We start from the raw sequence: 20,653 nt of genomic DNA on the forward strand, positions 1-20,653 counted from the left end.
ACCGTTGCCCTGGGTACCGTCGGCCTGCTCGCAGCCTGCGGCGGCAACTCCTCCAAGAACGAAACCAGTGCTCTCTCTGCCGGTGACGACCTGTCCAAGGCAGTCTCCTACAACGAGAAGGACCGCTCCGCCCTCAAGGACGGCGGCGAGCTACGACTGAGCGCTGACGGCATTGGCCCGAACTTCAACATCCTCAACACCAACGGCTACACCGCCGGCAACCTGAACATTCAGGCAGCCATCAACTCCGCCTTCACCGGCGGCTTCTACGCCGACTTCCGCGGCGAGTCGCACATGAACGAGGACTACGTCACCGAATACAAGGCGCAGACCGTTGACGGCGTGCAGACCGTGACCTTCAAGATCAACCCGAAGGCAGCCTTCAACGACGGTACCCCCATCGACGTGAACGCCGTCAAGAGCTACCAGACCATCTACACCGCCGCGGCATCCGGTTCGGACTACCAGATTACCCCCTCGCCCATCTGGGAACAGGTCGCAAGCGTCGAGGCTGTGGACGGCGATACCCGCCACGTGAAGGTCACCATGTCCAAGCCCTGGTACCCCATCGAAGGCAGCTTCACCTCGTTCCTGCACCCGGCATTCGCCGACCCCAAGTTCTTCAACGACGGCCTGAACGACAAGCCCCTCGACCAGTACTGGGCAGGTCCCTTCAAGGTCGGCGAGTGGAACTCCTCCTCCAAGGTGCTCACGGTCGTTCGCAACGAGAAGTGGTGGGGCCAGAAGCCCGCTCTTGAGCGCATCACCTGGCGTGAAATGAGCTCCCAGGCAGAGCAGGCAGCTTACAAGAACGGCGAAATCGACTACGTGGATGCCAGCACCCTCAGCTCCTACAACGAGCTCTCCGGCGTGGCAAACACCGACATTCGCAAGGGTAGCGCTCTCAGCGTGGGCAACTACGAAATCAACCCCGAAAAGGTGCCCCTGCCCGTCCGCCGCGCATTCGTTGCAGCCCTCAACCGTGAGCAGTTGCAGAAGCTGCGCTACGAGAAGCTCGGCTGGAAGGAAACCCTGCCCGGCTCCATGTGCATGCTACCCATGCAGGAAGGCTACCAGGACAACTACCCGACCAAGCTTGGCAAGGACGTCGCCACCAAGATCCTTGAGGACGCAGGCTACACCAAGAACGGCGACTACTACGCTAAGGACGGCGCTAAGGTCTCCTACCCGGTTATCACCTTCGGTAGCGACCCGGTTGTCAGCTCCACCGCGCAGTTCCTCGTCCAGCAGATGAAGGAAATCGGCGTTGAACTGACCATCGAGAACCACGGTGCTTCTGAAATGTCGAGCATCATCTCCTCGAAGAACTTCGCGATTAAGACCGGTGGCTACGGCATCACCACCTCCCCGGTGGATGCGGCGAACTACTTCTACATCTCCGAGACCAACAACGGTCACGGTAAGGATCTGGACTCGCTGGCAGCAACCATGATGTCCACCGAGGACCCGAAGGAACAGCTCAAGATCATGAACGAGCTGGAGAAGCGCCACCTGGACGAGGTCGCCATCTACGTGCCCACCCACAACGGCCCGAACTTCAAGGCGTGCCGTAAGGGCCTGGCGAACTACGGCCCCATGCTCTTCGGCCTGCCCTACTACAACCCGAACGTATGGATCAACGTCGGTTGGGAGAAGCAAAACTAAGCGTTGAGCACCGCTCACACACTCCATAAGGGGTAAAAGCGCTACAGCGGCGTGTTACAAAAGGATTAAAACCTTCTGTAGCACGCCGCTTTCCCGTTCCTAAGAGAGTCGCACGGATATACTTAAAACAAATGTGGGCATTCTGCCCGCAACCCCGGCAGAGACTGTCCTCCCGCCGGGTTGGAGTGTGGGTTACGCACCGTTCGCGTACCGCCTCCACAACACTGCGAATACTCTAGGAGAAATTCCATGAAGAGCATGTCTGTCTCTCGCCGTACCCTCCTGACCGGCACCGTTGCCCTCGGCACCGTTGGTCTACTGGCTGCCTGCGGCAGCTCGAAGGAAAAGGTTGGCGGTAGCGCCGCTAACAACGCTGAAGATATTCTGAAGAACCTTCAGGTCAACAAGCAGGACCGTTCCTCCCTCAAGCAGGGTGGCACCCTGACCCTCGCGGCTACCGCCCTGGGCCCCAACTTCAACCTGCAGACCCAGAGCGGCTACACCTCCAGCAACCTGGACGCTCTGGCACCCTGCAACATTCCCGCCGTGATGGGCTTCTACACCATGAGCCCCGAAGGCGAAGGCACCCTCAACCCCGAGTTCTGCACCGAGCACAAGACCGAGACCGTCGATGGCGTGCAGACCGCGACCTTCAAGATCAACCCCAAGGCTGCCTTCAACGACGGCACCCCCATGGACGTGAACGCTGTTCGCGCCGTGTGGAAGGTCTACCGCGCAACCACCGACAACCCCTACCACATCACCGACAACACCATGTGGCAGCAGGTTGAAAGCATCGAGGCTGTGGACGGCGACAACTTCCACGTCAAGGTCACCATGAAGGCTCCGTATTACCCCTCCGAGGGTCTGTGCGCCTTCGCAATCCACCCCGCACTGGAAGACGTCAACCTCTTCAACGAAGGCTTCGTTGACAAGCCCCTCGACCAGTACTGGGCAGGTCCCTTCAAGGTTGGCGAGTGGAACTCCTCCCAGAAGGTGCTCACCCTGGTCAAGAACGACAAGTGGTGGGGCGAGAAGCCGATCCTGGACCGCATCATCTGGCGTCAGATGGACTCCGAAGCAATCCGTGCAAGCTTCAAGAACGGCGAACTGGACGCCTTCACCTTCGTGGGTGCAACCAGCTACAACGCTGTGAAGGGCCAGGCTGGCACCGAGATTCGCCAGAGCCAGAACACCAACGTCAACATCATTCAGCTGAACCCCAAGCGCATCGAGGACCTGGCACTGCGCCGCGCAATCCTTGCTTCTGTGGACCGCGAGCAGATCGCTAAGGCATACTTCTCGCAGCTTGGCTGGACCGAGCCGCTGCCCGGCTCCATCATCGCAATGCCGTTCCAGAAGGGTTACCAGAACAACTACGCTGGTGACACCGGTGCACAGGCAGCTGGCAAGATTCTGGAGGCTGCAGGCTACTCCAAGTCCGGCGACTACTACGCTAAGAACGGCAAGGTTGCTGGCTTCGCTCTGACCTCTTTCGGTTCCGAGGCGGTCTACCAGGCGGTCTACCAGATTCTGGAGCAGCAGCTGAAGTCCGCAGGTATCCGCCTGAGCGCTGACAACCAGCCGCAGTCGAACTCCAACTCCGTGCTTGGCCAGAAGAGCTACGAAGCAATCTTCACCGGTTGGGGCGTTCTGCCCGACCTGGCTTCCTCGGCACCCTACTTCTTCACCACCGAGGTGTTCGGAGTCGGTGACCCCGAAGTTGATAAGCTCATCGAGAAGCTGCAGAACACCGAGAAGGAAGACGAGCGCATCAAGATCGCTAACGAGGCGGAGAAGCTCTACTACGAGAAGGTCGCAGTGTACCTGCCCTACGCAAACGGCCCGATGTACGCCGCTGTTAAGGCTAAGGTCGCGAACTACGGTCCGTCCCTGTTCAAGCAGAGCTACACCAGCGCTGACTACTGGGTCAACGTTGGCTGGCAGGAGTAGTACCGCTTGCGGTAACGCTCTAGTCGTCCTATAGGACTCGAAATCCCGGGTACTCTCAAACGAGAGTGCCCGGGATTTTTTGTGCCCTTTAGCCGGATATGTAATTACAAAAAACGAAGGGGAGGGGAACACCGTCCTAACCGGCTGCTACCACTCGCCCAGGTACAGGGCACGCTCCTGCAGGTACCTCAACATCTTCGGGTTCTGCCTCAGGTAGAAGATGCGGTAAATGCCGCCTCCAGCGACGATGAAAGCCAGCGGGAAACCTAAAATCACGAGCACACGGCTCATATTGGCGGACAGATCAAAAGGATCACCGCTGGTTGCCACCAGCATAATCCAGAGAGAATAGCCCACGCAGGCGAACACGGTGCCCCACATGCCGCGCACGAGCCAACTCACCAGCGCCACCGCAATAACCCACGCCAGCGCCAACGTGAACTGGTGCCGCTCCGCCTGAGCCCATGGGAGCGCCCCCACGTAAATAATTGCGGGGATGCCCAGGTACCCGGGGATATTCAGCGAGGCAAGAATGTTCACACAAAAATAGCCCAAGAAAATAGCGCTCAACGACGAGGATAGGAACAGGTGCAGAGGAATCATGCCGTCGCCGCTATAGGCTGCGGTCGGGCCCGCGTACACGGTTTCAAACATGAGGGTCAGCGGAGTCATCATGTACTCGATCCAGACGACCAGCGCAAAAGCACCGAAAATGCCCAGAGCCTGCATCAGAGCAATCAGCCGTGAACGGGCATCCCGAGGAATCGTGAAGCTCTGACCCTTAGCCTTGACCCCGCAGAGATGAACAACGGCCACCATTGCCGCGATGCACAGCACCCAGCGCACGAGGGCCCCCGGCAGCTCAGGAAGGCCGCCGTAAGCCCCCGTAGCGGGGTTACCCCAGGCTCCGGGGAGCAATGTAATAGCGTGAGTACCCTCGGGGAGGTTTGCGGAGGAAGCAAGTCGGTGCGGTTCGTAGATAACCCACCACAGAAGGTACGCTGGAATCAGCGCGGAGAGCTTACGCAGCAGAACCGGGAACGGCGCAGACTCATAGACGAGCGCCTCAAGATTGAGCCGGCGCATCAGCCGCCGAACAGGAGAAAGAGCGCGTAGCTCTTTTTGCTGCTCTTCCCACACTCCGGTATCCCATGTCCTAGTATCAGAAGACATCATCGTACTCCCTATCACGTGAGAACTTCCTTGTTGAGCTTATTATCACATTAGCAGAAATACCCCCCCGGCCAGTGCCTAAGCCCAGCAAACCCCTGCCCAGCAAACCCGGCCCAAAGACTCAGCACATCAGGAAGCAGGGCATAAGGGAAAGGGAGTATAAGGAAAGGGACCCCGCCACGATGGCGGGGCCCCTTAGAGCCTCAGAAAGCGAACTACTTAGTGGTCACCTTCAGGACGGTGCTCAGGTTCTGGTGAGCAACGCCCGGCAGACCCTTAACCTCAGCGAACTTGCGGGTGTTGGTGACAATCACCGGGGTAATCAGCGGGTAACCCGCCTCCTTGATGACCTCAGGATCGAACTCAATCAGAGTGTCGCCAGCAGCAACAACATCGCCCTTGGCAACCTTCACGCTGAAGCCCTTACCGTCAAGGTTCACGGTATCCAGACCAACGTGAATCAGCAGCTCAATGCCGTTCTCCAGCTTCAGACCCACAGCGTGGCCCGAGGGGTAGGTTGCAGCAACCTTACCGGCAGCGGGAGCAACAACAGTGGTACCGGTCGGCTCAATAGCCACACCCTCGCCCAGCTTGCCAGCAGCGAAAATCGGGTCCGGAACATCAGACAGAGCAACAGCAGTACCCTCAATCGGAGCGTGCAGCTCAATGACCTCACCAGCGGAAGTAGCGGGTGCAGCAGCGGCGGTCGCAGTAGCGGCAGCAGCCGGAGCAGCCTTAACGGCAACAGCCTCAGCCTTGGGAGCGTCCTCAGCAGCCTCAGCCTTACGCTCCGCAGCGTGCCTTACAGCGTCAGCCTTCGACTCGTAACCGAAAATCAGAACACCGGTCATAGCGCCGAAGAACGCAATAGCCAGACCAATCACGTACAGGTAGGAAGGCTGCATAGCCGGAATCGACAGCAGCGAGGTGAACGCGAATGCGTAGGACTTAACGCCCAGGAAGGAAATGGTAGCGCCACCAATAACAGCGGGAACCAGAATAATCGGGATCACGCGCTTGTAGCGGAGCACAACACCGTACAGGGACGGCTCAGAAATACCACCGAGCAGACCGGACATCGACGCACCAACAGCGGTCTGGCGCAGCTCGCGGTCGTGCTTAGCCTTAATAGCCACACCGGTGACCAGGCCGAACACAGCGAAGTTGTAAGCACCCATGGGGGACTGAATGAAGTCAGTACCCATGGTCTGCAGGTTGTTAATCATGACAGCGTTCAGCGGCCAGTGCAGACCCAGCGGAACCATGAACAGGTACAGGCCAGCAATCAGAGCACCAACCAGAGCCGGAGCCTGGTCGTTAACCATCTTCAGGAAGTCAGAGATACCCATAGCCACACCAATACCGATGGGGCCAACCAGGAACGCGGTCACCGGAACCAGAATGATGACCGAAATCATCGGCACGAACACCATCTGCAGCATCGAAGGAATAACCTTCTTCAGGAAGCGCTCAAGCGGAGCCAGCAGAGCAACAGCCAGCAGCGGGGGGAAGACCTGGCCGGTGTAGCTGAATGCGTACAGCGGCAGATCCAGACCGAAGAACGGAACGTTCAGAACCTTGGTGGCGGGGTCAGCAAGAGCAGTCAGATCGGTGAAGGTACCGGTCATCAGTGCAGCGGGGATAGCTGCACCAACCCACATGTTCGCGCCCAGACGCTTAGCAGCGGTAGCGCCCAGCATGATGGGCATGAAGTTCAGAACCGACAGCGAAGCAGCCTTCAGGATGTACCAGAAAGCAAACTGCTGCATCCACTGGGTGTTCAGAGCCTTAGCTTCCTCCGGGTCAGCCACACGAGCACCGTTAATGATGTCGATGTTCACGCTCTGACCGGTCAAGTCAGTGTACTGGCCGAAGAAGCCCAGCTGCTGCATGAACACAATCAGGGTCAGAATCATCGAGGTACCCAGAAGTGCCCACAGCAGAGGACGGAAGGAGTCAGACAGAACGTCGAAGACGTTGGTAAGCCAGCCGGACTTCTTGCCCTCAGCCTCAACCTTGGTGTCACCCTCAGCGTGGCCGGACATAGAAGGCAGAGCGTTGATCTCGTTGTACACAGCCTCAACGCGCTCGCCCAGAACAACCTGAGTCTGGCCGGACTGCTCAATCACAGAGAGAACGCCGGGCAGGCCCTCAATCTTCTTGTTCTGCACTGCATCGTTAGACACAGGAGTGACACGAAGGCGGGTTGCACAGTGAGTAATGTGCGCGATGTTCTCGGGGCCACCCAGGCCGTCAAGAATCTTCTCGCCAAGTTCGCGGTTATTCACGATACTTCCTTAGATATGCGGTCAATGTCTATACGGTTGTTGCCGGAGGCTGTGCCTACCTGACGTTGCGGTGGCCGAAAAAGCCCCGGAAAACACGGCCAGAAAACACAAAAGACCCGAGTCTCTCGACCACCGGAAGCACTACACTCGTGCCCACTATGGAGCTTCGGTACAGCAAATAGAGGGGATTCTCGGCAGATATATGCTGCCGTCCCATACGGTGTTGAGTAACTCAGGTCTTGCCTGCCAAACCAGTAACAACCCTGAAGAAGGTTTCCCTTCTCAAATAGTTCCCTGTAACTCTAAGGGTTTTCCCAGGTTAAGAGCAAGGTGAGAGGCAAAAGCTATCAGAAGCTGTTAAATGTTTCACCCAAGTGATAGCTGAGAATAGCTGAGACACGCTCTCGACACTGATTGCGGGGCGCCTCCCGGCTGGACTCCAGCAGAGTTCGGGTAGGGCTCGGGCAGGGTTCCAGAGCCCTCCGGTACGCCCAGATACGCCCCGGACCGGGTGCTTTCGAAGACGGCGCTCATGAAGACGTGGAAGGGCCCCGCATCCACAGGATACGGGGCCCACACGCTACCGAAGTAGCTACCTTCCGACTAACTACTTAGCCGGGAAGAAATTCAGCGGAGCAACCTCCAGCTCAGGGTAATTACGCTTCTGCCAACGGCGGTTACGATGCGCATTCACCTCAATCAGCGCGGCACCCAGAGCACCGGCACCCAGAGCCGTCCACAGCAGGTGCGGAAGCACAGTAACGAACTGGTGGTACTCCACCAGAATCGGCACGAACAACGCCGCGAAGAACACCGCAAGCAACGCACCAAACAGCAGAACACGAGCACGGTTGAACGGGCGAGCCACCGCAGCCAAGTTCCACAGACCCATCATCACCAGGGTGATGAACGAAGCCGTCTGAACCTGACGGATATCCTCAACACCCATGCCGCGAGCCGTGAACGTCACCGCCAACAGCATCGCAACCACAATAATTGAGTTCGGAACCGTGTAATTCAGCACGCGACGCAAGAAGCCCGGCACGTAACGGCGCGAATTCGGCAACAGAGTCAACGCGAAGGACGACGCACCCACAATCAAGAAGTCAGCAGTCGAGTACTGACGCGGCAAGAACGGGAAGGTCAAACCGAAAATACTGAACAGAACACCCAGAAGAATCGCGAAACCAGTCTTCGTCAAGAACAGGTTTGCCACCATCTCAATGTTCGTAATGACCTGACGGCCCTGCTCCAACGCAGCCGGCAGGGACGAGAACTTACCGTCCAGAAGAACCAGGCGAGAAACAGCCTTCGTTGCCGGGGCAGCGTTACCCATCGCGATACCCAAGCTTGCGTGCTTGAGCGCCAGCGCGTCGTTGATGCCGTCACCGGTCATCGCCACCACGTGGCCGCGCTCCTTCAGCGCAATGACCATGTTCTTCTTCTGCTCGGGCGAGACACGACCGAAAATATTGTGGGTCGCGGCAGCCTCGGCAAGCTCCGGGCCGTCCTCGGGCAGGGTAGAGGCATCAACCGCGCCGGCGGAGGTGTCCATACCCGCAGTCTTTGCGGCGGCGGCAACCGTGAACGGGTTATCACCCGAGAAGACCTTCAGCGTCACACCCTGACGGTGGAAGTACTCCACAATCTCCGGGGCGTCCGCGCGCACGTTCTCGCGGAAAATCACGAACAGAACCGGGGTAGCGTCCGCCGGAATCTTCTGGACGGGCTCACCCTTCTCGTTACGCACCACGGCCGCGGCATGGGCCAGCACCATCGTGCGCAGACCCAGAGCCGCTAGCTCGGCGGCGCGCTCGCGCTCGGCGGTGCCCTTGGCGAGCAGCGCCTCCGGGGCGCCCAGAAGCCACGCACCCGAATCCTTGAACTCAATCGCGCTAAAACGCAGCGCCGACGAGAACGGCACGATGCCGCTGACGGTAGCCGAGGAAGCCTGCGGGAAGCCGCCGGTCAGCGCTGCGGCGGTCGGATTCGCGTTCTCATCGTGGCCGAACCACGACAGCGCCTCATTCCAACCGGCAGGCAGAGAAGCACGCCAGGAAGTGTGCTCCGCCGAGTCAGCATCCGGGCCCTCAGCCTCAGCAACGGTGTCCAGCGGGCGCACCGAATCAAAAATCACGCCACCCTCAGTCAGGGTGCCGGTCTTATCGAAGCAGACCACATCCACACGAGCCAGAACCTCAACCGCAGGCTGCTCCTGCACCAGGATGTTGTGCTTACGACCCAGCGCCACAGCCGCCGCCGCAAACGCCAGAGTAGTCATCAGCGCCAGACCCTGCGGAATCATCGAAGCAACCGAGGACACCACAGCAATAGAAACCTGCTCCCACAGGTGGTTCTGCTGCACGGTCTCCAGGCCACCAGCCGCCTGAATCTGCCCCCATGACACCACAGGAATAATGACCGCAAGACCCACCGTAATCCAGCGGACCACACGGTTCAACGCATCACGCAGCTCAGACTGAATACGCGAGAACTGACGCGCCTCATCAGAAATCTTGCTTGCACGAGAATTCGCACCCACGTGAGAGAGCAGGACGCGGCCGGTACCACCCAGCACACTCGACGCCGACAGCACCATATCGCCGGGGCGCTTAGCAATCGGGTCGTTCTCACCGGTCAGCAGGGACTCGTCCAGCTCCAAAGAATCGGAGGTGAGCACAACAGCATCCGCCGGAACCTGATCGCCGCGCTTGAGGATGACAACGTCACCCTCAACCAGCTGCTCCATCGGAACCTCAACGCTCTTACCGTCACGCACGGCAGTAGCGGGGGAGCGGTCCAGCAGGGAGATGCGGTCCAGCTCAAGCTTCGCCTTGTACTCCTGCACAAAACCAATCACCACGTTAGCGATAACAGCCCCCAGGAAGAGCAGATCAGCCCAACGCTGGTACATGATCACCACGGCACCACAGGCACCCAACACAAAGTTGAAGACCGTGAACAGGTGCGCACGCATAATGCTCCACAGCGTGCGAGAAGACTTATTGTTCTGGGTATTGACCCTACCTTCAGCAGTCAGGCGGGCAACATCATCGCTGCTCAAACCGTGCTGGGCAATATCGAAAGATCCGCTATGCGGTGTTTCAGAATATTCGGGAATGTAGCCGGCAACGGCAGGCGCTGCCGTTTTCTGCTGAGGATCCATGCGGGGGTCTCTTTCTCGAATGGATGGAATGCTGAACTGAATAGAGTTCAGTATTGCGGACACTACCTTTCAGTGTATCCGTGCAGGAGGGGATAAAGATAATCTCCGCCCTGTAATGAACTGATATTTACAGTCATTCCAGAACGGAGATTTAATATATGCGAATACTGGCATATTTTGAGGTGGAAAGTGTTTGCGGGATGGTTCGCTAACGCCCCATAAAATCAGCGCGCCAGCAAACTCAACGCTCCAACAGAATCAGCGTTCCGGCAGAATCAACAAACGATTCGTCACCGGATGCCTCAACACCTCAATCGGATGCTGATACACCTCAGACAACAACTCCGCCGAACACACTTGCTCAGGGGCACCCGAAGCAACCACCTCACCACCACGCAACAACACCATACGGTCAGAATACGCAGCCGCCACATCCAAGTCATGAAGCACCGTCAACACCGCAGCACCCTCAGCAGCCAGCTCACGGCTCACCCGCAACGTCTGCTCCTGATGCGTAATATCCAACGCCGCAGTCGGTTCATCCAAAAGAATCAGCGGAGTCTGCTGAGCAAACACACGCGCCAAATGCGCACGGCCACTCTCACCACCGGACAGGGTCGTAATATCGCGATCCGACAAATGAGTCACCGACGTACGCTCCATCATCGAAGCAACCACGGCGTCATCCTCTTCAGCGCGCTCCGTGCCCTTCCACGGGGTACGGCCCATCTGAACCACCTCATGCACCGTGTACGAAAACGCCACATTCAACTTCTGCAACAGCATCGCACGCTGACGAGCCATCTGACGGGCAGGAATCGAATCCAGAGGGGCGCCATCCAACAGAATCTCACCGCCACTGGGCGCAATATCACCAGCAATCACACCCAACAGAGTCGACTTACCGGCACCATTAGGACCAATCAGCGACACAACCTCGCCCGCAGCAACAGACAGAGACACATCATTCAAAATCTGACGCCCACCAGCGTTAAAACACACACCGGACAGGCTCAACAACTCACTCACGAAGCACCTCCGCCCTGACCCAGGGAACGACGCAACAACACGAAGAACGTCGGGCCGCCCACCAAAGCCGTAAAAATACCAATCGGCAAATCAGCAAAAGGCACCAGCGTACGCGCACCCAAATCAGACAGCGCAATCAACAGCGCGCCACCCAATGCCGAAGCCGGCAACAACACACGATTCGACGGACCCAAAATCATGCGCAACAGGTGAGGAATAATCAGACCAATAAACGCAATAATGCCCGCATACGCCACCGCAGCACCGGTCAACAGAGCCGTCGCCGCAATAGACACCGCGCGTAGGCGCTCCACGTTCACACCCGAATGCTGCGCCGCACGCTCACCCAACGCCAGAACATCCAGCGAAGAAGCCATCACAAAACACGCCACCAAGCCGATGAGAATAACCGGCCACACGCTCGCCACAGCCTTCCACGTGGAACCGTTCAGTGAACCCATCTGCCAGAACACAATCTGATCGCGGCTCGTCGTATCAGCAATAAACATGAGGAACGCAATAATCGCATTCGCCACCGCGGTCACCGCAATACCCGTCAAAATCATTGACAGAACCTTCGCACGACCCGAAGAACGCGACAGGAAATACACCAGCGCAGTAGCCGCCAACGCACCCACAAACGCGAATGCAGGAGTCGTGAAAATACCGAAAAACTGCAGGTTCAACACAATCGACAAACACGCGCCAACCGCCGCACCCGAGGAAACACCAATCACGCCCGGCTCAGCCAACGGGTTACCAAACACCGACTGCATCACCGCACCGGAAGTACCCAAAGCGGCACCCACCAGCACGCCCAACAGCACACGCGGGAAACGGATATTCCACAGAGTGCTATCCGCCAGTTGCATCGCCGGGTTCTCCGGTGCAAGACCCAGGCGGCGGCCCACAGAAGCAACCACCTGATCAGTCGGGATATTGTACTGACCCAAACCCGCAGACAGCACCATCACAACGCATAGTGCCACCGCCAAAAACGTAAACGTCAGACCGGCACGACGCCGACGCGAAGCACGATAATCCCGCGCACCCGCCACACTCTTCACGGCAGCCACTACTGGCCCCCCGCAGGAGTCGAGTACGCAGCCTTAGCGAGCGAGAGCAACACTGCCGGAGTATTCGGGCCATAGGACAGAATCTGGCCGTCACCCATATCGATAATGCGCTTATTCTTACCGGCATTCGTCTCACCCACACCCGGGCGAGCCAAGAAACCATCCAAACCGCCGGTGGATTTAATGCCGCCGCTCATGGTCAGAATGACGTCCGGGTTCAGCTTCACCAGCGCCTCACTGGTCGCCGGAATAATATTCGTCGCGTTCTGCTCCGACGCCACGTCCTTGCCGCCAATAGCCTGAATCAAATCATCAGCGCCAGAGCCCTTACCGAGCACGAAGAACACGCCAGCGGTGCCGCGCACGTACAAGAACGCGAACGACACCTGCTGTGCACCCTTCGGGGCGACGTCCTTGAGCACCTGCAGGGCATAATCCAGGTCCTTCTGCACGCGGGCAGCAACCTGCTCGCCCGCCTCCGGGACACCCAGCGCCTGCGCAACAGCCTTAAGCTGCGGAATGATCTTATCCATACGACGCTCATGATCGAAGACCACCACGGTCACACCCGCAGCGCGCAACTGATCCACAATCTCAATCGGGCCGTTGCTCTTATCCCACAGCACCAGGTCCGGGGAAGTCGCCAGAATCGCCTCAGCGTTCAGATCGTGACCGTTCTGAGTCACCAGCGGCAGATGAGCCAGCGACTGCTCAGTCGAGGAGGTGACACGACCGACCAGGCGACCGCCCAGACCCAGCGCAATCATCTGCTGAGCCAGAGTGCCGTACAGGTCCAGCGCCAGCACACGGTCAGCGGATTTAACGGTCACCTCGGTGCCGTTGAAATCCTTGAACGTCACGGGGAAAGCCGGAGTGGGGGTATCGACCATCGGCTGAATTTCGGGGGTGTCTGCGGCGCTATTGGGGCCGCGCAGAGCCTTCTGATCAGGGGCAATAGAAGAACGCAGCTGATCCGCCAGGTTCTCCAAAACGGTGCGGGTGCTCTGCTCATCCACCACAGCCTGCGAAGAACTTGAAGAAGCAGCCGGGTTCTGAGTACCCACACCGCAAGAGCTCAGCAGAAACGCGGAAGTGATGGAGAACGCCGCATACTTCACTGCATCGCGGCGGTTCAGGGCAGAAGAAGAAAGGGAAGAAAACATCGTCGTCTCACAGAAAAAAGGGAGTTAAGAAAAACTGGGGTAGGCGTCGGGGTAAAACCTGGCACCTGAAGCGGGGGTGCAGTGAAAATCTGCACCCCCGCACGGGCCGTGTCGGCTCACCGGTGAGTCTCAGGGTCGAGTCTCAGCGGCGAGCCGACGGTGTGGGCGTCCTTAGAAAAGAAGCCGTTATGCCTTCTTGCGGCGGCGAGTGTACACGACGGTACCCGCACCGGCTGCAACAGCGATGAAGCCTGCAACCAGGGTGCCCTCAACGCCGGAGGCACCGGTGGACGCCAGAGGCTTGCCGGTGACCGGGTCGCAACCCTCACCCTCGTAGACGGTCTCGGTCACGGTCTTGGTGGTGGTCTTAGCGCCGTTAATCGCAGCGGAGAAGCTCAGCGGAGCCATGTCCTTACCGGCCTCGTAGAAGCCAGCAAACGCCTTCGCGCCCTCAGCGGTCAGAGTGGTTGCAGCACCGTTGACGCTCACAGCATCAGCGGAGCTCTGCAGACCGGACAGATCCACCTTCAGCAGTGCCACCTCACCGTAGTTAGTTGCCTTGCCGGAGGAGTCATTGCTGTTCATGGTCGCGTAGAGAGTACCGGAATTACCGTTAATCTCAAGGCGCGGGTTCGCAATGGTGGTGTCCAGAATGCCGTGGTGACCGGTGAAACGAACCGAACCGCTGAAAGAGATGGAACCCTTACCGCCCTTGAAGGTGCCGGTGCCGTTAGACCAGTTGAACGCATCCGAAGAGTAGGAGGTGCCGTTCAGCTCCCAGCTACCGTTTGCGATGCCGCCGCGCACGTAGTTGCGGAAGGAATCACGCACGCCCCAGCCAAGGTTTGCGCTCTTAATGGTGCCGTCGGATGCGCCCTGCTCCTGCACCTCGCGGGTGCGGGTGACGGGTACGCAGACCGGCTGTGCCGGGTTATTGCTGACAGAACCGTTCGAGGAGGAACCGCCGTTAGAGACGCTGCCGGAGGTGCCTGCCGAACCATTAGAACCGGAGCCGTTAGCGCCGGAGTTATCGGAGGAGTTCGAGGAGCTGTTATCGGAGGAGCCGTTCTCAGAACCCTTGTTATCGGAGGACTTGCTCTCAGAGACGCGGGGAACCTCAACGGTGTTCTCCGCGGTCTGCTCGCTGAGCTTTACGGAGAAGCTCAGCGGTGCCATGGCGTTGTCGGCACCGCGGTACTGGCCCGCGAAGAGCACCTCGGAGCCTTCATCGGTGAGTGCGACTGCCGCGTTCTGTGCGGAGAAGACGCCGTCCTTTACGCTCGCGCCGGAGAGGTCCACCTCGGCGATAGCCAGGCCGGTCTTAGAAACGGACTTACCGTCGCGGGTCAGTGCGTCAACGTCAGCGACCAGGGTGCCCTTACCGTTGACGACGACCAGGCGCATGTTCTTGATGGTGCTCTTGAGCTGACCGTTGTGGCCGGTGAACTCTGCGGTGCCCGCAAAGTTAATCTGACCGGTCTTGGTCTCGGGGTTGTACACGCCGGATGCCTGAGTGTACTTCAGGCCGCCTGCCGCGGTCTTCTCCAGACCGTCAACGTTCACGGAGCCGTGGGCGAAGCTGGTCAGGTACTTCAGGAACGACTCACGAATATCCCAGCTGAGGGTGCCGGACTCGACGACGTTGCCGGTGACCTTCTCTTCACGCTTGGGTTCGGTGGTTGCGGCGGGGGAGGAGGGTGCCGCGGAGGAAGACTCAGCAGGCTTGGGAGCCTCAGACGTGGGGGCTGCGCTCGGTGCTGCAGAAGTGGGCTCTGCGGGCTTGGGGTCGGCGGGCTTGGGTGCCTCAGTGGTCGGTGCGGAGGAAGGCTCTGCGGTCGGCGCTGCAGTCGGCTTGGCGCTGGGCTCAGTGCTGGGCTCAGGGCTCGGCGCGGGTGCTTCCTTGGTCACGATGGTTGCGGAGAAGCCGAGCGCATCCAGCTCCTGACCTGCCTTGTAGAAGCCGGCGAAGGCGCCGGTTGCCTCTTCGGAGAGCTTGACGCGGGTGCCGTTTTCTTCGTCAACGCTGGGCAGGGTGATGGTGTTACCCTCAACCTTCAGACCGGAGGCGTTGAAGGTACCGATGGTCATGTTCTTGGTTTCGACCAGGTCGTTCGGGGTGGTGTTGCCGTTGTAGGGGCGCGACTGAACGTTGGCGCGCACGGTGCCCACGCCGTCCTTAATGGTGACGGAGAGGTCGGAGATGATGACTTCCAGCAGACCGTGGTGAGCGGTGTAGTGGATCGAGGAGCCGGTGAAGGTGACCGAGTATTCGCCGTTGGCTACGGTGCCTTCGGCGGAGGTGAAGTGGTAGGAGCCGTCTTCGTTGGTGGTGACGCCGGTCAGTTCCTGGGAGCCCTGGGAGAAGGCGCCGTTGATGTAGGAGCGGAAGGACTTCTTCAGGCCCCAGTTGACGGTGACGTCCTGCAGGCTCTGCTCTGAGGCTGCGGCTACCTCACCGGCGCTGATGTGGGAGTTGGTTTCAGCCGCGAAGGCTGCGGGTACGCCGGCGACGCCGCTGAGGCCGATGGTTGCTGAAGCCAAGAACGCCCAAGTGCGCTTGGTGAGAGAGGGGGTAGACATTCGGTGTCTCCTTGAATTTTGTGATTGTGGTGTTCGTATCAAGTCTAGACCTATTAGCCTATGTTTGTGTAACTTAATGCCTAGGGTGACTTGTGCATAAGGTTTACCTTAGCAAATTTTTTGTGGGGGCTATTGCCAAAGCCGGTTTTTGGTGACAATATGTCATTAACAGGTTTTGGTGACATGGTGTCACTAAAACATTTATTGTTCACCCACAAGCCACTTTAGGAACTCACCATGACTATTACCGCCCCCGAAACCACCCAGGAACGCTTCTCCGCACGCCTGAAGGAAAGCACCAAGCACGTCCACGACAACGCCGAACACTCCACCTTCATGGAAGACCTCATGGGCGGCTCCCTCAACACCGAGGCATACCTGCGCCTCATCAACCAGTACGTGCACATCTACGAAGCACTCGAAGCGGTCTCCGAACACTACCGCGCAGAACCCAACCCCATCACCGACCCCTTCACCCACCCCGGCCTCGACCGCGCAGAATACATCCGTGCAGACATCCGCGCACTCGGCCAGGACGGCGACATCGACGCGCCCCTGCCCGCAACCGCAGAGTATGTAGAGCGCATCCGCGCCACCGTCAACTCCCCCGAACGCTACCTCGCACACCACTACCTGCGCTACCTCGGCGACCTCTCCGGCGGCCAGGCAGTCGCAGCACTCGTTAACCGCCACTACGGCATCCCCGCCGAAGCACTGAGCATGTACCGCTTCACCGAACTGCCCAAGCCCAAGGTCTTCAAGGACGGCTACCGCGAACTGCTCGACAACGCACCCCTGACCGACGAACAGCGCGAAGCCCTCATCGAAGAATGCATCGAAGGCTTCCGCATCAACGCCTCCCTGTTCGCGCAGCTGGGCCGCAAGGTCGCCGAGGCATAAACACCGAACGCCTCAACGCTCAAGGCACAAGTTCGCGGGCACAAGCCTGCGGGCATAACAAAAGGGGCGGATGCTTTCACAAGCATCCGCCCCTTTCGGCGTTAGTTTCAAACTAGTCGAAGACTAGCCCTTCGCAACCTCACCGAAGTAAGAAGCGAGAGTACCCTCGTGAGCTGCACGCAGCTCATCCAGGTCAATGGAAACCTCATCCTGGAAGTCCAGAGCGTTCGACGCAGCATCCACCACACCAATACGTGCGAAGGGGAACTGGCGAGCGGTGCACATATCCTTGAAGCGCACCTCCTCAGAACGCGGAACCGAAACCACAACGCGGCCCAGGGACTCCGAGAACAGCAGGGTGAACAGGTCCACACCGTCACGCTCAGCAACCTCACCCAGACCAATGCGGGCACCGGTGTTGAAACGCAGGCAAGCCTCCGACAGAGCCGCAGCCAGACCACCAGCAGACACGTCGTGCGCGGCATCAATCATGCCGTCACGAGACATGTTCACCAGCATGTCACCCAGCTGACGCTCCAGAGCCAGATCAACCTTCGGCGGCTGACCGCCCAGGTGACCCTTGAAACGAGCCCATTCGGAGCCGTCCAGCTCATCACGGGTAGTACCCAGCAGGTAGATAGCCTGACCGTCATGCTCAGGAGCCCAACCCGAAGGGGTGCGGCGGGTGACGTCATCCATCACGCCCATCATCGCCACCACGGGGGTCGGGTTAATAGCCTTACCACCGGTCTGGTTGTACAGGGACACGTTACCGCCGGTCACCGGAACACCCAGCTCCATGCAGCCATCAGCCAGGCCGCGAACAGCCTCAGCAAACTGCCACATGACGTCCGGGTCCTCGGGAGAACCGAAGTTCAGGCAGTCAGACACAGCCACGGGGCGTGCACCGACGGTCGCAACGTTACGGTACGCCTCCGCCAAGGACGCGCGAGCACCCTCGTACGGATCCAGGTAGGTGAAACGCGGGGAGGCGTCGGTCGCCAGAGCAACACCGAGGTTGGTGTTCTCGTCCACGCGCACCACACCGCCGTCGTCCGGCATGGACAGGGCGGTGTTGCCCTGAACGTAGCGGTCGTACTGGTTGGTGATCCAGGACTTGGAGCACATGTTCGGGGACGCCATGAACGCCTTGATTGCCTCACCCAGCTCCTCACCACGCGGGCGGGAGTCGTCAGCAGCCGAACCGGTGAAGTGGTTAGCCTGGACGTCGTCCTGCCACTCGGGGCGTGCGTAGGGACGCTCGTAGGTGGGGCCGTCGTGTGCGACGGTGCGGGGGTCAACATCCACGATGACCTCGCCGTCCCACTCGATGACCAGGCGGCCGGAGTCGGTCACCTCACCGAGGAAGGAGTACTCCACACCCCACTTGTTCATGATGGCCTCGAAACGCTCCACGTTCTCGGGGGAGACAACGGCCATCATGCGTTCCTGAGACTCGGACATCAGAATCTCGCCCGGGGTCAGGGTGGGGTCACGTAGCAGAACCTTGGTCAGGTCGACGTGCATGCCGCCCTCACCGTTAGAAGCCAGCTCGCTGGTTGCGCAGGAAATACCCGCAGCGCCCAGGTCCTGAATACCCTCAACCACGGAGCCCTTGAACAGCTCCAGGCAGCACTCAATCAGAACCTTCTCAGCGAAGGGGTCGCCCACCTGAACGGCGGGACGCTTCGAGGGCTTGGTGTCATCGAAGGACTCCGAAGCCAGCACCGACGCACCGCCGATGCCGTCGCCACCGGTGCGCGCACCAAAGAGGACAACCTTGTTGCCCACACCCGATGCGTTCGCCAGGCGGATGTCCTCGTGACGCATAATGCCCACAGCCAACGCGTTGACCAGCGGGTTTGCCTGGTAGCAGGCATCGAACTCAACCTCGCCGCCGATGTTCGGCAGGCCCAGGGAGTTACCGTAACCACCAATACCGGCAACCACGCCGCCAATAACGCGGGCGGTGTCCGGGTGATCAATCGCGCCGAAACGCAGCGGATCCATCACAGCAATCGGGCGTGCACCCATGGAAATAATGTCACGCACAATACCGCCCACACCGGTCGCAGCACCCTGGTAGGGCTCCACGTACGAGGGGTGGTTGTGGGACTCAATCTTGAAGGTAACAGCCCAGCCGTCACCAATATCGGTCACACCGGCGTTCTCACCGATACCGACCATCAGGTCCTTCTTCATCTCATCGGTGACCTTCGCACCGAACCGCTTCAGATGAACCTTAGAAGACTTGTAGGAGCAGTGCTCGGACCACATGACCGAGTACATTGCCAGCTCAGCCGCGGTAGGACGGCGACCAAGAATCTCCTTAATGTCCTCGAACTCATTCTCCTTCAGACCCAGCTCGGCCCAGGGGAGTTCGGTGTCCGGGGTTGCCGCCGCGTGCTCGACGGTGTCGAGGTTAAACTGCTTTTCGCTCATAACTTCTTAGAATCCTTGTCGTGCGTTAGCGGGCGTTAATCAGGTTGGAAAGAACCGAGGTGAACACGCCGAGACCATCGGCGCCACCGCGCAGAGAAACCTCCCCAAAACCGGAAGAGGAAGGACCGAAGCCAGGCTCCACAGCGTGCTCCGGGTGCGGCATCAGACCGACCACGTTACCGCGCTCATTGCTGATACCAGCAATGTCATTACGGGAACCGTTCGGGTTGAAACCAACGTAGCGGAACACCACGCGACCCTCAGCCTCCAGCGCCTCCAGAGTCTTCGGGTCAGCAACATACTGACCGTCCTGGTTCTTCAGCGGGACAACAATCTCCTGGCCAGCAGCGTAATCGCTCGTCCAGGAGGTGGAGTTATTCTCAATGCGCAGAACCTGGTCACGGCAAATGAACTTGCGGTGATCGTTCTTAATCATCGAACCGGGCAGCAGGTGAGACTCAGTCAGAATCTGGAAACCATTGCAAATACCCAGAACAGGCAGGGGAGCGGAACCGGAGGTGCCAGCAGCGTTAGCGGCATCAATTACCGAACGCATCACGGGAGCCTTCGCAGCAATAGCGCCAGCACGCAGGTAGTCACCGTAGGAGAAACCGCCAGGAATAATGACGGCATCAACGTTCTTCAAATCAGCGTCGTCGTGCCACAGCTCAACGACGGTACCGCCAGCCAGACGGACAGCACGCGCAGCGTCACGGTCATCCAGGGTGCCGGGGAAAGTCACCACGCCAACGCGTGCGTCAGCGAAAGCGGGGTTCGGGGAGTAGCTAGAGAAGTCGCCAACCAGGGGGACTTCAGTGGGTGCGAGGGACTCTGCCATAGGTATTAGTCCTCCAGAACCGAAACGTTCACAACGTCTTCGATGACGGGGTTCGAGAGCAACTCTTCAGCAGCCTTGCGGGCAGCCGCGAGGTGCTCCTCGGTTGCCTCACCCTCGACGGTCAGCTCGAAGCGCTTACCCTGGCGAACATCAACGAAGGAATCAACGCCGATACGGGGCAGCTCGTGAGAAATAGCCTTACCCTGCGGGTCAAGAATTTCGGGCTTGAGCATAACATCAACAACAATACGGGCCATGTGTGGGCACTCCTTGGGTGCGTGGGTTCTGTATGAGCCGTATCTCATTCTACCCCAGTACAGCGGAAAGTGAGATGACGAGACCACCAATTACCAAATAGAGAGCCCCAAGTCACCCTTTTC

Annotated in this window: 13 protein-coding genes; 3 read left to right on the top strand and 10 right to left on the bottom strand. The window is 59.1% G+C overall.

What is annotated here, in order from left to right:
* A partial coding sequence (locus HMPREF2894_RS03585) for an ABC transporter family substrate-binding protein (protein ID WP_070677835.1) occupies nucleotides 1-1,665 on the top strand: 1,665 nt, incomplete at its 5' end.
* 249 nt (nucleotides 1,666-1,914) lie between these two features.
* A complete protein-coding gene (locus tag HMPREF2894_RS03590; RefSeq protein WP_070677837.1) occupies nucleotides 1,915-3,618 on the top strand; it encodes an ABC transporter family substrate-binding protein in 1,704 nt (567 codons plus the stop codon).
* 147 nt (nucleotides 3,619-3,765) lie between these two features.
* Here the strand turns inward: HMPREF2894_RS03590 and HMPREF2894_RS03595 are convergent, their stop codons facing one another.
* From HMPREF2894_RS03595 to HMPREF2894_RS03625, 7 genes are all read right to left on the bottom strand, one after another.
* Nucleotides 3,766-4,794, bottom strand: coding sequence for a dihydrodipicolinate synthase (locus HMPREF2894_RS03595; protein WP_246827008.1), 1,029 nt, complete (start codon nucleotides 4,792-4,794; stop codon nucleotides 3,766-3,768).
* Between the two features lie 212 nt (nucleotides 4,795-5,006).
* Nucleotides 5,007-7,079, bottom strand: a complete 2,073-nt coding sequence (locus HMPREF2894_RS03600) for a glucose PTS transporter subunit IIA (protein WP_070677839.1) — start codon at nucleotides 7,077-7,079, stop codon at nucleotides 5,007-5,009.
* Nucleotides 7,080-7,686: 607 nt separating this feature from the next.
* On the bottom strand, nucleotides 7,687-10,245 hold the full coding sequence (locus HMPREF2894_RS03605) for an HAD-IC family P-type ATPase (protein WP_070677841.1): 2,559 nt from the start codon (nucleotides 10,243-10,245) through the stop codon (nucleotides 7,687-7,689).
* A 258-nt stretch (nucleotides 10,246-10,503) separates the two neighbouring features.
* The gene (locus HMPREF2894_RS03610; RefSeq protein ID WP_070505861.1) at nucleotides 10,504-11,274 is read right to left on the bottom strand and encodes a heme ABC transporter ATP-binding protein; all 771 of its coding nucleotides are present in this window, start codon (nucleotides 11,272-11,274) and stop codon (nucleotides 10,504-10,506) included.
* A complete protein-coding gene (locus HMPREF2894_RS03615; RefSeq protein WP_070505863.1) occupies nucleotides 11,271-12,350 on the bottom strand; it encodes a FecCD family ABC transporter permease in 1,080 nt (359 codons plus the stop codon). Before HMPREF2894_RS03615 ends, HMPREF2894_RS03610 begins: the two co-directional genes overlap by 4 nt.
* Nucleotides 12,350-13,513, bottom strand: coding sequence for a heme/hemin ABC transporter substrate-binding protein (locus tag HMPREF2894_RS03620; RefSeq protein ID WP_070666955.1), 1,164 nt, complete (start codon nucleotides 13,511-13,513; stop codon nucleotides 12,350-12,352). Before HMPREF2894_RS03620 ends, HMPREF2894_RS03615 begins: the two co-directional genes overlap by 1 nt.
* Nucleotides 13,514-13,699: 186 nt before the next feature.
* A complete protein-coding gene (locus tag HMPREF2894_RS03625; protein ID WP_070677843.1) occupies nucleotides 13,700-16,093 on the bottom strand; it encodes an HtaA domain-containing protein in 2,394 nt (797 codons plus the stop codon).
* Nucleotides 16,094-16,330: 237 nt separating this feature from the next.
* On the opposite strand from HMPREF2894_RS03625, the gene HMPREF2894_RS03630 reads away from it, so the two are divergent.
* Entirely contained in the window at nucleotides 16,331-16,993 is a 663-nt protein-coding gene (locus HMPREF2894_RS03630) for a biliverdin-producing heme oxygenase (protein ID WP_049360377.1), read from the top strand.
* A 123-nt stretch (nucleotides 16,994-17,116) separates the two neighbouring features.
* On the opposite strand, the gene purL is transcribed toward HMPREF2894_RS03630, so the two are convergent.
* Genes purL through purS form a run of 3 tightly spaced genes read right to left on the bottom strand, consistent with a single transcriptional unit; the run spans nucleotide 17,117 to nucleotide 20,530 of the window.
* On the bottom strand, nucleotides 17,117-19,435 hold the full coding sequence (gene purL, locus HMPREF2894_RS03635; protein ID WP_070677845.1) for a phosphoribosylformylglycinamidine synthase subunit PurL: 2,319 nt from the start codon (nucleotides 19,433-19,435) through the stop codon (nucleotides 17,117-17,119).
* 25 nt (nucleotides 19,436-19,460) lie between these two features.
* Nucleotides 19,461-20,273, bottom strand: a complete 813-nt coding sequence (purQ, locus tag HMPREF2894_RS03640) for a phosphoribosylformylglycinamidine synthase subunit PurQ (RefSeq protein WP_070677847.1) — start codon at nucleotides 20,271-20,273, stop codon at nucleotides 19,461-19,463.
* 5 nt (nucleotides 20,274-20,278) lie between these two features.
* On the bottom strand, nucleotides 20,279-20,530 hold the full coding sequence (gene purS, locus HMPREF2894_RS03645; RefSeq protein WP_005507194.1) for a phosphoribosylformylglycinamidine synthase subunit PurS: 252 nt from the start codon (nucleotides 20,528-20,530) through the stop codon (nucleotides 20,279-20,281).
* Between the last annotated feature and the right edge of the window lie 123 nt (nucleotides 20,531-20,653).

The organism is Rothia sp. HMSC066G02 (genome assembly GCF_001813145.1).
Lineage (GTDB): Bacteria > Actinomycetota > Actinomycetes > Actinomycetales > Micrococcaceae > Rothia.

Bases quoted from the DNA above. Each gene is read 5' to 3' on its own strand.
- HMPREF2894_RS03590 (WP_070677837.1), top strand. From the start codon at position 1,915: ATGAAGAGCATGTCTGTCTCTCGCCGTACCCTCCTGACCGGCACCGTT.
- HMPREF2894_RS03620 (WP_070666955.1), bottom strand. From the start codon at position 13,513: ATGTTTTCTTCCCTTTCTTCTTCTGCCCTGAACCGCCGCGATGCAGTG.
- purL (WP_070677845.1), bottom strand. From the start codon at position 19,435: ATGAGCGAAAAGCAGTTTAACCTCGACACCGTCGAGCACGCGGCGGCA.
- HMPREF2894_RS03595 (WP_246827008.1), bottom strand. From the start codon at position 4,794: ATGATGTCTTCTGATACTAGGACATGGGATACCGGAGTGTGGGAAGAG.
- HMPREF2894_RS03605 (WP_070677841.1), bottom strand. From the start codon at position 10,245: ATGGATCCTCAGCAGAAAACGGCAGCGCCTGCCGTTGCCGGCTACATT.
- HMPREF2894_RS03630 (WP_049360377.1), top strand. From the start codon at position 16,331: ATGACTATTACCGCCCCCGAAACCACCCAGGAACGCTTCTCCGCACGC.
- HMPREF2894_RS03625 (WP_070677843.1), bottom strand. From the start codon at position 16,093: ATGTCTACCCCCTCTCTCACCAAGCGCACTTGGGCGTTCTTGGCTTCA.
- purS (WP_005507194.1), bottom strand. From the start codon at position 20,530: ATGGCCCGTATTGTTGTTGATGTTATGCTCAAGCCCGAAATTCTTGAC.
- purQ (WP_070677847.1), bottom strand. From the start codon at position 20,273: ATGGCAGAGTCCCTCGCACCCACTGAAGTCCCCCTGGTTGGCGACTTC.